Origin of the sequence: Streptomyces sp. NPDC006384, assembly GCF_042870695.1 — a bacterium.
Classification (GTDB): Bacteria; Actinomycetota; Actinomycetes; order Streptomycetales; family Streptomycetaceae; genus Streptomyces.
In genome coordinates this window covers 1-13,181 of sequence record NZ_JBIAHR010000008.1, presented here as the reverse complement: position 1 = coordinate 13,181, position 13,181 = coordinate 1, and the positions used below count along the sequence as shown (strand labels likewise).

The following is a 13,181-nucleotide window of genomic DNA, read 5'->3' as shown; positions in this document are numbered from 1 at the left end:
GTCTGCACGCATGGGAGAGCAGGACATGCCTACCGGCCCGGCGTACGACACGGCGAGGGACACGCGGAACCGCTCGTTGCCCGTTCCGGGCAACGGCCCGGAGCGGTCGGGCCGGCGCCGCCTCGGCGTCATGGGCGGCACCTTCGACCCGATCCACCACGGGCACCTCGTCGCGGCCAGTGAGGTCGCCGCGCAGTTCGCGCTCGACGAGGTGGTGTTCGTCCCCACCGGCCAGCCCTGGCAGAAGAGCCACCGCACGGTCTCCGCCGCCGAGGACCGCTACCTGATGACGGTCGTCGCCACCGTCGAGAACCCGCAGTTCTCGGTCAGCCGCATCGACATCGACCGCGGCGGTCCCACCTACACCGTGGACACCCTGCGCGACCTGCGCGCGCTCAACCCGGACACGGACCTGTTCTTCATCACCGGCGCCGACGCCCTTGCCCAGATCCTCACCTGGCGGGACAGCGAGGAACTGTTCTCCCTCGCCCACTTCATCGGCGTCACCCGGCCGGGACACACCCTGACGGACGCCGGACTCCCCAAGGGCGGCGTCTCGCTCATCGAGGTCCCCGCCCTCGCCATCTCCTCCACCGACTGCCGGGCGAGAGTCGCCAAGGGCGCCCCCGTCTGGTATCTGGTGCCCGACGGAGTCGTGCGCTACATCGACAAGCGCCAGCTGTACCGCGGCGACTGAGCCGAGAGGGACACCGGTGAACGACCCATACGACGCGGGACACGGCGACGCGCACGCCGGCCAGTACGAACTCGCCGGCTACGACGAGTACGGCCGGCCGGTGTACCGCCAGGCGCGGTACGAGTCCCCGGACCTGCCCGGCCCGCAGCAGACGTACGACCCGTACGGGCAGCAGCAGGAGCAGTACGGACAGGAGCAGTACGGACAGCAGCAGTACGGGCAGCAGTACTGGCAGCAGTCGTACGGACAGCAGGACCCGTACGGCCAGGGCCACGTCCACGACCCGTACGCCGCCCAGGGCGGCCACGACACCGGGCAGCAGCCGCCCGCCCCCGACGGCTACGGCGACGACTACGGCTACGGCCACACCGCGCAGCCCTCGTACGACCCCTACGGGCAGACGGCGACGAGCGGCCGGCAGCCCCGCGTCGCCGAACAGACCGTCCACATCCCGCAGCAGGCCGGCCCGCCCGAGGAGCCGGCGACGGCGCCCGCCGGGCAGGAGGAACCGGAACAGGACTACCGGACCGAGCAGTTCGCCTTCGTCGAGGAGCCGAGCGACGACTCCGAGGACGTCATCGACTGGATGAAGTTCACGGAGAACCGCACCGAGCGCCGCGAGGAGGCCCGGCGCCGCGCACGCTCGCGCGTCGTCGCCCTGGTCGTCGTCCTCGCCCTGGTCGTGACCGGCGGCGTCGGCTACCTCTGGTACGCCGGAAAGCTGCCCGGCACGTCCTCCTCCGGTGACGAGAAGGGCGGCACGGCGGCGGCCGGCGCCCAGAAACGCGACGTGATCGCCGTCCACCTGCACGACACCGCGGGCGGCGGCACCTCCACGGCACTGCTCGTGAACAACACCACCACCGGGCAGGGCACCGCGGTGCTGATCCCCAACTCCCTGGCCCTGACCGGCGACGACGGCACCACCACCACGCTCGCCGCGTCCGTGGACGACGACGGCCCCGACGCCACCCGCACCGCGCTCGACACGGTCCTCGGCACCGACATCGAGGGGACCTGGCGGCTGGACACCCCCTTCCTGCAGATCCTGGTGGACCTCGTCGGCAACATCGAGGTCGACACCGACACCGACGTCCCCGACCCGGCCGCCGAGGACAAGGGCGCCGCCCCCCTCGTGCGCAAGGGGCAGAAGCAGACCCTCAGCGGCAAGACGGCCGTCGCCTACGCCACCCACCGCGGCCCCGGCGAGTCCGCCGACGCCGAGCTGAAGCGCTTCGGGCAGGTCCTGCAGGGCGTGCTGCGCAAGATGTCCTCCGACCCGCAGGCGGCGACGGTCACGATCCAGACGCTCGGCCTGGTCCTCGACCCGCCGCTGACCGAGGAGGACCTCGGCTCCTTCCTCGCCGGGCTCTCCGAGCGCGCCAAGGGCGGGGACTTCCGCACCACGGCACTGCCCGTCGGCGCCGACGGGCGGCTCGGCGCCGGCACCGGCGACAAGGTCGTCAAGGAGGTCCTCGGCGGCACCGCCAAGAGCCCCGACAAGGACGCGGCCGTCAGCGTCTCGGTGCGCAACGCCACCGGCGTCGAGGACCGCGCCGGCAAGGCCCGCGTCACCCTCCTCAACGGCGGCTTCACCTTCCTGGAGGGCGGCACCGCCACCGGCACCCGGTCCACCTCGCAGGTGCTGTACGCGGACGCCGCCCGCAAGGAGGACGCCGTCCAGGTCGCCAGGACCCTCGGTCTGCCCGACGGCTCCGTCGCCCAGGGCGAGGTCGCGGCGAACGCGACCGTCTCGGTGGTCCTCGGCCGGGACTACGAGCCGGCGACGTAGGGGGCACCGGCGTCATCCCGTGGGGCACCGTCGGCGGTCGTGAGACCCTTGAGGTCAACCGACCGCCGACCCGAAAGCCAGGCAGTGACCGCGACCGACCGCTCCATCGAACTCATCAACACCGCCGCGCAGGCGGCAGCCGACAAGCTCGCGCACGACATCATCGCCTACGACGTCAGCGACGTGCTGTCGATCACGGATGCCTTCCTGCTGGCCTCCGCACCCAACGACCGCCAGGTCAAGTCGATCGTCGACGAGATCGAGGAGCGGCTGAACAAGGAACTCGGCGCCAAGCCGGTCCGCCGCGAGGGCGACCGCGACGCGCGCTGGATCCTGCTCGACTACGTCGACATCGTCGTCCACGTCCAGCACAGCGAGGAGCGCGTCTTCTACGCCCTGGAGCGGCTGTGGAAGGACTGCCCCGAGCTGGAGCTGCCCGCCGACGCCAAGGAGACCCGCGGCAAGGCGGAGGAGCACGCCAGGCTCCAGGCCGCCGAGGAGGCGACGGAGACCGACGGGGACTGGCGATGAGCGCCACCGGTGAGGTGACCTCCGGGAAGCAGGGCCGCGGCAGGCGCATCATCCTGTGGCGGCACGGCCAGACCGCGTGGAACGTGGAGCGCCGCTTCCAGGGCTCCACGGACGTCGGTCTCACCGAGACCGGCGTCGCCCAGGCCCGCCGCGCAGCCCGGCTGCTGGTGGGCCTGGGACCCGACGCGATCGTCGCCTCCGACCTCAGTCGCGCCGCGGACACGGCCGCCGAGCTGGCCGCGCTCACCGGCCTGTCGGTGACGCTGGAGGAGGGCCTGCGGGAGACCTACGCGGGCGTCTGGCAGGGCCTGACGCACGAGGAGATCATCGCCAGGCACGGCGAGGAGTACGCGGCGTGGAAGCGCGGCGAGCCGGTCCGCCGCGGCGGCGGCGAGCTGGAGACCGAGGTGGCCGACCGGGCCGCCCCCGTGGTGCTCCGGCACGCCGAGAAGCTCCCCGAGGACGGCACCCTCGTCGTGGTCAGCCACGGCGGCACCATCCGCACCACCATCGGCCGCCTCCTCGGTCTGGAGCCGCACACCTGGGAGAGCCTGGGCGGCCTGACCAACTGCTGCTGGTCCGTCCTGGGCGAGGGCGCCCGCGGCTGGCGTCTGCTCGAGCACAACGCCGGCACCCTGCCGGAACCGGTGCTCGGCGACGACGACTGAGCCGCCCGCGACCCGGTCCGGACCCCGGATTTCACTTTTCGGCAGGTCGCAGGCTAAAGTTCTTCTTGTTCGCCCCGCCGAGCGGGGCGAAACACCACACGGCCAGGCCGGGTGGCAGCAAGGGGCTATAGCTCAGTTGGTAGAGCGCCTGCATGGCATGCAGGAGGTCAGGAGTTCAATTCTCCTTAGCTCCACAGCCCACGGAAGAATCCCGTCCCCCTCGGGGGGCGGGATTCTTCGTTTCCTTCGCTTCTCCGCGCCCGAGCTCTCCGCGCCCGAGCGGCCGCACCCTCACCGGCCTACGTCCCGCGGGTCTCCGTGTCCGGACCGGTACCGAAGCGTCGCTGACCGTATTGGCCCGCTCGTGGCAGAATCAAACGGCCGGAAGGGGACCGCGGCCCGACGGGAGGGAGTGGCGATGCCTGCGAGCATCCTCGAGGAGGTCGGTCACCTCCTCGGCGGAGCGGTGACACGGAGCACGGCCACCCGCCTCGGCTGCCCTTCCTGCGGTTCGGCGCACGTCGCCCAGGTCCTCGGCGACAACGGAGGCGTCTCCTACGTGTGCACGGCCTGCGGCCACAGCTGGAGCTGACCGATGGGTGCACACAGGCGGAAGTGCGACTGGTGCGGCAGCGGCACCCCGATCGTCAGGGACATGGAGCCGGTCAACCCGGACTACCAGTACTGGTGCGAGGAGTGCGCGCGGGCGCTGATCATAAAGGGCGACCCGATCGAGACGTACCGCGAACTCGAGGGCGAGCCGATCTACGGCCGGCTCCTGGAGGAGCACTGCACGCTCAAGCGGTTCTACTCCTTCGTGGCGGCGTGACCGGCGTGGCGGCGTGACGACCGGGGCGCTGTAACGAGCGCCACAAGAGGGCAAAACGGGCAGATCGGAAACGATTTGGTGTTGGACCCGGTGGACCGTGTAATGTTGGCGTCGCCGCCGGGGAAACCGGGCGGAAAGCAGGAACAAGGGGCTATAGCTCAGTTGGTAGAGCGCCTGCATGGCATGCAGGAGGTCAGGAGTTCAATTCTCCTTAGCTCCACAGAGAAACCCCCCGGATCACCGATCCGGGGGGTTCGTTCATGTGCGGGACGTGCCCCGGGGATCCCGGTGGTTCCCTGCGGCCCCGGAGCCCGTCGCGGCCCGATCGGCGTCTGCGGTACCCTGACGCCATGCGTGCCGTACGCCTTCTGCTTAGCGAGCCGCGCTGATCAGTCCCGGCCCCGGTCACAGTCCGGTGGCCGGAATCGGCGCGGCGTCCCCTCCTGTGCGAGGGGATTTTTCATTTCCCGGCACCCGCAGCCGCTGGTCTTGAATGTCGCAGCCGCTGGCAGAGACGATCGATGGAGCTTTGAGGATCATGAGCGAGACGAACCCCGCGGCGACCGCCCCCGTGACGGCGGACGCCGCGCCGCACCGCTACACGGCCGCCATGGCCGCCGAGATCGAGGCACGCTGGCAGGACTTCTGGGACGCCGAGGGGACGTACGCCGCGCCGAACCCCAAGGGCGACCTGGCGGGCGACCCGGAGCTGGTCGCCAAGCCCAAGAAGTTCATCATGGACATGTTCCCGTATCCCTCCGGTGCGGGTCTGCACGTCGGCCACCCCCTGGGGTACATCGCCACCGACGTCTACGCCCGCTTCCAGCGGATGACCGGCCACAACGTCCTGCACACCCTGGGCTTCGACGCCTTCGGCCTGCCCGCCGAGCAGTACGCCGTGCAGACCGGCACGCACCCGCGCGTGTCCACCGAGGCCAACATGGAGAACATGAAGTCCCAGCTGCGCCGGCTGGGCCTGGGCCACGACAAGCGCCGGTCGTTCGCCACGATCGACCCCGAGTACTACAAGTGGACCCAGTGGATCTTCCTGCAGATCTTCAACTCCTGGTACGACGAGGAGGCGAAGAAGGCCCGCCCCATCGCCGAGCTGGTCGAGCAGTTCGCCTCCGGTGAGCGCGCCGTACCCGGCGGCCGCTCCTGGGACGAGCTGACCGAGGCCGAGCGCGCCGACGTCCTGGGCGAGTACCGCCTGGCCTACGCCTCCGACGCGCCCGTCAACTGGTGCCCCGGCCTGGGCACCGTGCTGGCCAACGAGGAGGTCACCGCCGACGGCCGCTCCGAGCGCGGCAACTTCCCCGTCTTCAAGTCCAAGCTGCGCCAGTGGAACATGCGCATCACCGCCTACGCCGACCGGCTGCTGGACGACCTGGACGAGCTGGACTGGCCCGAGGCCATCAAGCTGCAGCAGCGCAACTGGATCGGCCGCTCCGAGGGCGCCCGCGTCGACTTCCCCATCGACGGCGAGCGCATCACCGTCTTCACCACCCGCCCCGACACCCTGTTCGGCGCGACCTACATGGTGCTGGCGCCCGAGCACCCGCTGGTCGAGAAGTTCACCCCGGCGGCCTGGCCCGAGGGCACCCACGAGGTGTGGACCGGCGGTCACGCGACCCCGACCGAGGCCGTCGCCGCCTACCGCGCGCAGGCCGCCGCCAAGTCCGACGTCGAGCGGCAGGCGGAGGCCAAGGACAAGACCGGCGTCTTCATCGGCGCCTACGCCACCAACCCGGTCAACGGCGAGCAGGTGCCGGTCTTCATCGCCGACTACGTCCTGATGGGCTACGGCACCGGCGCGATCATGGCCGTGCCGGCGCACGACAGCCGTGACTTCGCGTTCGCCCGCGCCTTCGAGCTGCCGGTCCGCTGCGTCGTCGAGCCGACCGACGGCCGGGGCACGGACCCCTCGACGTGGGAGGACGCCTTCGGCTCGCACGACGCGAAGATCGTCAACTCCTCGGGCGAGGACGTCACCCTGGACGGCCTGGGCGTCGTCGAGGCCAAGGCACGCATCACCGAGTGGCTGGAGCGCACCGGCGCCGGCGAGGGCACCGTCAACTTCCGCCTGCGCGACTGGCTGTTCAGCCGTCAGCGCTACTGGGGCGAGCCCTTCCCGATCGTCTACGACGAGGACGGCGTCGCCCACGCCCTGCCCGAGTCGATGCTGCCGCTGGAGCTGCCCGAGGTCGAGGACTACTCCCCGCGCACCTTCGACCCGGACGACGCCGACACGCAGCCCGAGACGCCGCTGTCGCGCAACGAGGACTGGGTCAACGTCACCCTGGACCTGGGCGACGGCCCGAAGACGTACCGGCGCGAGACCAACACCATGCCCAACTGGGCCGGCTCCTGCTGGTACGAGCTGCGCTACCTGGACCCGCACAACGGCGAGCGGCTGGTCGACCCGGAGATCGAGCAGTACTGGATGGGCCCGCGCGAGGGCCTGCCGCACGGCGGCGTCGACCTGTACGTCGGCGGCGCCGAGCACGCCGTGCTGCACCTGCTGTACGCCCGCTTCTGGTCCAAGGTCCTGTTCGACCTGGGACACGTCTCCTCGGCCGAGCCGTTCCACAAGCTGTTCAACCAGGGCATGATCCAGGCCTACGTCTACCGCGACAGCCGCGGCATCGCCGTGCCGGCCGCCGAGGTCGAGGAGCGCGACGGCGCCTACTGGTACCAGGGCGAGAAGGTCTCCCGGCTGCTGGGCAAGATGGGCAAGTCCCTGAAGAACGCCGTCACCCCGGACGAGATCTGCGCCGAGTACGGCGCCGACACGCTGCGCCTGTACGAGATGGCGATGGGCCCGCTGGACGTCTCCCGGCCGTGGGACACGCGCGCGGTGGTGGGCCAGTTCCGGCTGCTGCAGCGGCTGTGGCGCAACATCGTCGACGAGAGCACCGGCGAGGTGACGGTCACCGACGCCGAGCCCGACGAGGAGACGCTGCGCGCGCTGCACAAGGCGATCGACGGGGTCCGCGGCGACCTGGAGGGCATGCGGTTCAACACCGCCATCGCCAAGATCACCGAGCTGAACAACCACCTGACCAAGACGGGCGGCCCGGTGCCGCGCTCGGTCGCCGAACCGCTGGTGCTGATGGTCGCGCCGCTGGCCCCGCACATCGCCGAGGAGCTGTGGCGCAGGCTGGGGCACACCGAGTCGGTCGTCCACCGGGACTTCCCGGTCGCCGACCCGGCGTACGTGGTGGACGAGACGGTCACCTGCGTGGTGCAGATCAAGGGCAAGGTCAAGGCGCGGCTGGAGGTCGCCCCGGCCATCTCCGACGAGGAGCTGGAGAAGGCGGCGCTGGCCGACGAGAAGGTCGTGGCCGCGCTGGACGGGGCCGGGATCCGCAAGGTGATCGTGCGGGCGCCGAAGCTGGTGAACATCGTCCCGGCGTGACCGGCCGGTCACGCCGCCGGGGCCGACGGCCCCGGGCGGTCGCTTCGGGGTAGTCCCTTACGGGCAGGTTCGGGGTTCGGTCGGAACCCTGGGCCTGCCCGCTGCGTTTACCGTGGAAGAGCGGTGCGGCGGGTACCGCGGCCTGCCGGCGGGCGGGCCGGCGGGACGGTTCTTCGAGGAGGAGCTTCGTGGAAGCAGTGTTCGCAGTCTTCGCCCTGCTTTTCGTACTCGCCGTCGTGCTGGGCGTCTACGCCACGGTGAAGGCGGTCGGCGCCGCCAAGCGCAGCGCGGACCGCCACATCACCCAGGCCCGACGCACGGTCGAGGACCACACACTGCGGGCCAAGGCCCTCGTCCAGGCGGGACCGGCGGCGGAGCTCGCGCAGCTGCGGCTCACACTGCGCACGTCGATGCGGGCCACGCAGGACGCGCTGCACGCGGGCGTGGCCGAGGACGAGTCCCTCAAGGAGTCCCTCGCCCTCTTCGAGCGGCTCAGCGCGCACGGCTTCGAGCTCGACGGCGAGCTCAGGCGCCTGGAGTCCGAGCCCGACCGCGCGACGCTGGCCGAGCGCCTGCCCGCGCTGCGGGAACGCACGGAGCGCATCACCCGGTCCGCGGAGTCCCTGCGCTGGGCGGCCCGCGACCGCGCCCGCCGCTTCGCCGACGACGACCTGGACTCGCTCAGCGCGCAGATCGACGTCGAGGCCGGCGCCCTGCGGCACTGGACGGAGACCGAGCCCGCCGCGGCACCGCCCTCCTGGCCCGGGACCCCGGCCGCCGACGCCCCGGCCGCCGGGCGGCAGACCTGGCCGGAAGCCCCCGGACAGGCCGAGGCCCGGGAAGCGGCGGGGCACGGCGAGGCACGGGAGCCCGCGCGGCCCGCCATCACCCCGCCCGGCCCGCGACCGGTGTACCCCTGGCAGAAGAAGGCCCGGCCGGAGAACACGACCTGACGGGGACGCCCGCCACCGCGCCGGTGCCGCCCGGTCGTCGGGGCCGGTCTGCCGTACGGGCGCTACGGCAGGTAACCTCCAGCTCATGTCCCGCCATGTCGCGATCGTCACGGATTCAACGGCCTACCTCCCGGCCCGGACGATGGAACGGCACGGCATCACCGCGGTACCCCTGACGGTGGTCCTGGGCGACCGGGCCCTGGAGGAGGGTACCGAGATCTCGACCCGCTCCCTGGCCCAGGCCCTGCAGAAGCGCCGCCCGGTCACCACCTCGCGCCCCAGCCCCGCGCTCTTCGCCGAGACCTACCGGAAGATCGCCGAGTCGGGCGCCGACGCCATCGTCTCCCTCCACCTGTCCGCCGAGCTCTCGGGCACCTATGATGCCGCGGTCGTCGCCGCGCGCGAGGCGCCGGTACCGGTGCGGGTCGTGGACACCGGGATGATCGCGATGGCCCTCGGCTTCTGCGCGCTCTCCGCGGCCGAGGCGGCGGAGACGGGCGGCACGGCGGACGAGGCCGTCGCGGCGGCGGAGAAACGGGCCGCCGCCACGTCCGCCTACTTCTACGTCGACACCCTCGACTATCTGCGCAGGGGCGGCCGGATCGGGGCGGCACGGGCCCTGCTCGGTTCCGCGCTCGCGGTGAAGCCCCTGCTCCAGCTGAGCGGCGGCCGGATCGAGCCGCTGGAGAAGGTGCGTACGGCGTCGAAGGCGATCGCCCGGCTGGAGGAGATCGCCGCGGACCGGGCGGGCGGCGCCGAGGTCGACATCGCCGTGCACCACCTCGCCGCCCCCGACCGGGCGTCGGCCCTGGCGGAGCGGCTGCGGGACAGGGTCCCGGCCCTGGCCGACCTGCACGTGAGCGAGGTCGGTGCGGTGATCGGCGCGCACACGGGGCCGGGGCTGCTGGGAGTCGTGGTCTCGCCCCGGTAGGCGGCGGGGCGGGGCGGTCGAGGACGCCTGGCCGTCCTCGTTCGTCCCTGAGGGTGACGGGGATATCCACAATCCGGTGACGGTCCACGGGAATCGACCATGATCAGCGCGGTCGGGGCGAGGTGGCCGATCCTCGGCGCATGGCTCTTCGACCACACTCCCGCACAGCGGCCGCGAGCAGCGGGCCGGGCCGTGGACCGGCGTCCGACGGCCGCGTCGGCCGTCCCCGCCACCGGTCACCCGCACGTGGCCGGGCCCGGCACCGTCACGCGCCCGCGGAGGAGCTGCGAAGGCGCGCGGAGGTCCTCTTCGGCGAACCCCCCGAGACGCGGCGAGGACCGGGGACGGGGCCGCCCGGTGGGACGAGGCCGCCCGGCGGTACGGGCGACGACCTCGGCCGCCCGGTCGGCCCCGGCGGTCCCGTCGGCCGGGGGATTCCCGGCGCAGGAGACCCGGAAGACTTCGGCAGCCCAGGGGGCATCGACGGCCCGGGCGGCCTCGGTGGGGCGGGTGGCGTCAGCGGCCCGGGCGGCTCGGGCGGTCCGGGTGGCCCTGGTGATCCGAGCGGCGTCGGTGGCGCCGTCGGCCCGGCCGGTCCCGTCGGGCACGGCGATGCCGCCGCTTCCGGGCCTTGGGTGCCGCACTGGCGGGAGAGGGCCGGGGCGGCGCTGCGGGAGCGCATGCCGGTGTGGTTGCAGAACCGGTGCGGGATGGAGCGGCGGAGCGCGCTCGCGCTCACCGTGCTGCTGGCCGTCGCCGCGGTCTTCGCCGTGCAGCACTTCTGGACCGGCCGCACCGAGACGGTCGCGGCGCCCGAAGTGGTACGAGCGGCCGCGGCCCACGGCACGGAGGAACAGGGCGACGGGGCGCCGGCCGGCGAGGGCGGGAGCACCGGGACACCGCGGTCCGCGGCGACGGCCTCGGCCGGTCCCGAGATCGTCGTGGACGTCGGAGGGAAGGTCCGTGATCCGGGAATCCACCGCCTGCCCGCGGGTTCCCGGGTCGACGACGCCCTGCGGGCGGCCGGAGGAGTGCGGCCGGGCACGAAGACGGACGGACTGAACCGGGCACGCTTCCTCGTCGACGGCGAGCAGGTGATCGTCGGCGCACCCGCACCTGCCTCCGGCACGGGCACCGGTACCGCCCCGGCCGGTCCGGCCGGGGCGGTACCGGGCGGGGGCCCCGCGGCGCCGGTCTCCCTCAGCACGGCGACCGTGGACCAGCTCGACACACTGCCGGGCGTCGGACCCGTCATGGCCCGGCGCATCGTCGACTACCGCACACAGCACGGCGGTTTCCGGTCGGTCGACGAGCTGCGTGAGGTCAATGGCATCGGCGAGCGCCGCTTCGCCGATCTGCGCGACCTCGTCCGGCCATGACCCCGGTCACCCGCGCCGGTGCGGCCGCGGACGGGCGCACCGCGGACGGGTCCGCCCTCACCGGCGGTACGGCCGCCGCCAGGGCCCCCGTGCACGCCGCGTCCGGGCACCGGCTCGGTGCCGCCCACCCCCGGCAGGAAGGGCCCACGGACCTGCGGCTGGTGCCGCCCGCGCTGGCGGCCTGGGCGACGGCGGCGCTGATGCTGGACGCGGCGCCGGAGTGGGCCGCCGGTGTGGTCCTCGTCTGCTCGGTGACGGCCGGCGCGCTGCTGGCGGGGAGGCGGTGGCGCACCGGACGCGGGTGGGCCCCCGTGTCGGCCGCCGCCGTGCTCCTGTGCGTGGCCGCGTCCGCCGCCTCGGCCGCGCTGCACGGAGCGGACCTGCGGCGCGGCCCCGTGCCCGCACTGGCCCGGGAGTACGCCACCGTGACCGCCGAGGTGGAGATCACCGCGGACCCCGGACTCACCCGCCCCCGCGTCCGAGGGGACCGCGCGGCGCCGCCGGCCGTGGTGATCGAGGCAGAAGTACGCCGGATCGAGGAGGCGGACGGGAAGACCGTCGCGACCCGGGCGCCGGTGCTGATGCTCGTCGATGTCGACGAGGCCGTCGGTGCCAGCGCGGCACCGGGCGAGGTGCCCGCCTCCACCCCCGCGCCCGAAGACCCCCGGGCCTCCGGCGGCCGGCCGGGTGCCGAGTCCTGGCTCGCCCTTCTGCCGACCACACGCCTGCGCGTCGTCGCGCGGACGGCCCCGCCGAGAACGAGCGGGGACCGGGTCACCGCCGTGCTGCGGGTGCGCGGCCGGCAGGCACCGGAGGTGGTGGCCGGGCCGTCCGGGCCGCAGCGGCTGGCCGGACGGTTGCGCGCCGGTCTCCGGGAGGCCACCGACGGACTGCCGGCCGACGCGCGGGCGCTGCTGCCGGGCCTCGTCGTCGGCGACACCTCCCGCATCACCCCGGAGCTGGACGAGGCGTTCAAGGAGACCGACCTCGCACACACCTTGGCCGTGTCCGGAGCCAACTTCACCATCCTGCTCGCCCTGCTGCTCGGACCGCCAGGGCTGGCCCAGCACAGCGAACGCCGGGGAATCGCACCCCGCCTCGGCATCTCCCTGCGCACGACCGCACTGCTGGGCGGGGCGCTCGCGCTCGGCTTCGTCGTCGTGTGCCGGCCCGATCCGAGCGTGCTGCGCGCCGCCGCCTGCGGGGGTGTAGCGCTGCTCGCCCTGGCCACCGGACGCCGCAGATCCCTGATCCCGGCACTGTCGACGGCCGTCCTGCTCCTGGTGCTGTACGACCCGTGGCTGGCCCGCAGCTACGGCTTCCTGCTCTCCGTGCTGGCCACCGGCGCCCTGCTCACCCTCGCGCCACGGTGGAGCAAGGTGCTGAGCCGGCGCGGGGTGCCGCCCCGGCTCGCCGAGGCGCTGGCCGCCGCCGGGGCGGCGCAGGCCGTGTGCTCACCGGTCGTCGCCGTGCTGTCGGCACGGGTGAGCCTGGTGGCGGTGCCGTGCAACCTGCTCGCGGAGTTCGCCGTGGCGCCCGCCACCGTGCTGGGCTTCGCGGCCCTGGCGACGGCACCCCTGGCGATGCCGGCGGCCAAGGCGTTCGCCTGGTGCGCGAGCTGGCCGGCCGGGTGGATCGCGGGCATCGCCCGCACCGGGGCCGCGCTGCCCGGCGCGGGGGTGGACTGGCCGGGCAGCTGGACGGGCGCGGCACTCCTCGCCCTCACCACGCTGGGCCTGCTGCTCGTCGGCCGGCGGCTGCTGGGACACCCCTGGTGGTGCGGAGTCTGTGCGCTGCTGCTGGTGCTGGTGGTGGTGCAGCCGGGGCCGCTGCCGAGACTGGTCACGGGCTGGCCGCCGCCGGACTGGCGGATGGCGGTGTGCCGCGCGTTCCCTGTTGAATCAGCGTGTTGAAGCTGATCTGACAGGGTGGCTCCGTGAACAAGTGGCGTGTTTTTTGGGTACCGACGAAGACGGTGATGGG

The 13,181-nt window shown here is 73.1% G+C and carries 10 protein-coding genes, 2 tRNA genes and 1 pseudogene; all 13 read left to right on the top strand.

What is annotated here, in order from left to right:
- Positions 1 to 10: 10 nt before the first annotated feature.
- The gene (gene nadD, locus ACFYOJ_RS12465) at positions 11 to 697 is read left to right on the top strand and encodes a nicotinate-nucleotide adenylyltransferase (RefSeq protein WP_356558060.1); all 687 of its coding nucleotides are present in this window, start codon (positions 11 to 13) and stop codon (positions 695 to 697) included.
- Between the two features lie 16 nt (positions 698 to 713).
- Positions 714 to 2,489, top strand: coding sequence for an LCP family protein (locus ACFYOJ_RS12460; protein ID WP_356558059.1), 1,776 nt, complete (start codon positions 714 to 716; stop codon positions 2,487 to 2,489).
- A gap of 84 nt (positions 2,490 to 2,573) precedes the next feature.
- Positions 2,574 to 3,020 carry a ribosome silencing factor gene (gene rsfS, locus ACFYOJ_RS12455; protein WP_077798827.1) on the top strand — a complete coding sequence of 149 codons (447 nt, stop codon included), beginning with the start codon at positions 2,574 to 2,576 and terminating at the stop codon, positions 3,018 to 3,020.
- Positions 3,017 to 3,688: a histidine phosphatase family protein gene (locus tag ACFYOJ_RS12450; RefSeq protein WP_356558058.1), complete on the top strand. Its 672-nt coding sequence runs from the start codon at positions 3,017 to 3,019 to the stop codon at positions 3,686 to 3,688. The genes rsfS and ACFYOJ_RS12450 overlap by 4 nt, the downstream gene beginning before the upstream one ends.
- Before the next feature lie 121 nt (positions 3,689 to 3,809).
- A tRNA-Ala gene (locus ACFYOJ_RS12445) sits at positions 3,810 to 3,882 on the top strand.
- Between the two features lie 224 nt (positions 3,883 to 4,106).
- Positions 4,107 to 4,280 (top strand): hypothetical protein, encoded by a 174-nt coding sequence (locus ACFYOJ_RS12440; protein ID WP_356558057.1) that lies wholly within the window; start codon positions 4,107 to 4,109, stop codon positions 4,278 to 4,280.
- Between the two features lie 3 nt (positions 4,281 to 4,283).
- A complete protein-coding gene (locus ACFYOJ_RS12435; RefSeq protein WP_356558056.1) occupies positions 4,284 to 4,517 on the top strand; it encodes a hypothetical protein in 234 nt (77 codons plus the stop codon).
- 147 nt (positions 4,518 to 4,664) lie between these two features.
- Positions 4,665 to 4,737: transfer RNA gene (locus tag ACFYOJ_RS12430), tRNA-Ala, on the top strand.
- A 318-nt stretch (positions 4,738 to 5,055) separates the two neighbouring features.
- Positions 5,056 to 7,935, top strand: coding sequence for a leucine--tRNA ligase (gene leuS / locus ACFYOJ_RS12425; protein WP_356558055.1), 2,880 nt, complete (start codon positions 5,056 to 5,058; stop codon positions 7,933 to 7,935).
- 188 nt (positions 7,936 to 8,123) lie between these two features.
- The gene (locus tag ACFYOJ_RS12420) at positions 8,124 to 8,888 is read left to right on the top strand and encodes a hypothetical protein (protein WP_356558054.1); all 765 of its coding nucleotides are present in this window, start codon (positions 8,124 to 8,126) and stop codon (positions 8,886 to 8,888) included.
- A gap of 85 nt (positions 8,889 to 8,973) precedes the next feature.
- Positions 8,974 to 9,819: a DegV family protein gene (locus ACFYOJ_RS12415; RefSeq protein WP_356558053.1), complete on the top strand. Its 846-nt coding sequence runs from the start codon at positions 8,974 to 8,976 to the stop codon at positions 9,817 to 9,819.
- 680 nt (positions 9,820 to 10,499) lie between these two features.
- Positions 10,500 to 11,198, top strand: a complete 699-nt coding sequence (locus ACFYOJ_RS12410; protein ID WP_388596744.1) for a helix-hairpin-helix domain-containing protein — start codon at positions 10,500 to 10,502, stop codon at positions 11,196 to 11,198.
- A gap of 89 nt (positions 11,199 to 11,287) precedes the next feature.
- Positions 11,288 to 13,081, top strand: a pseudogene (locus ACFYOJ_RS12405) (ComEC/Rec2 family competence protein); the annotation flags it as partial.
- Between the last annotated feature and the right edge of the window lie 100 nt (positions 13,082 to 13,181).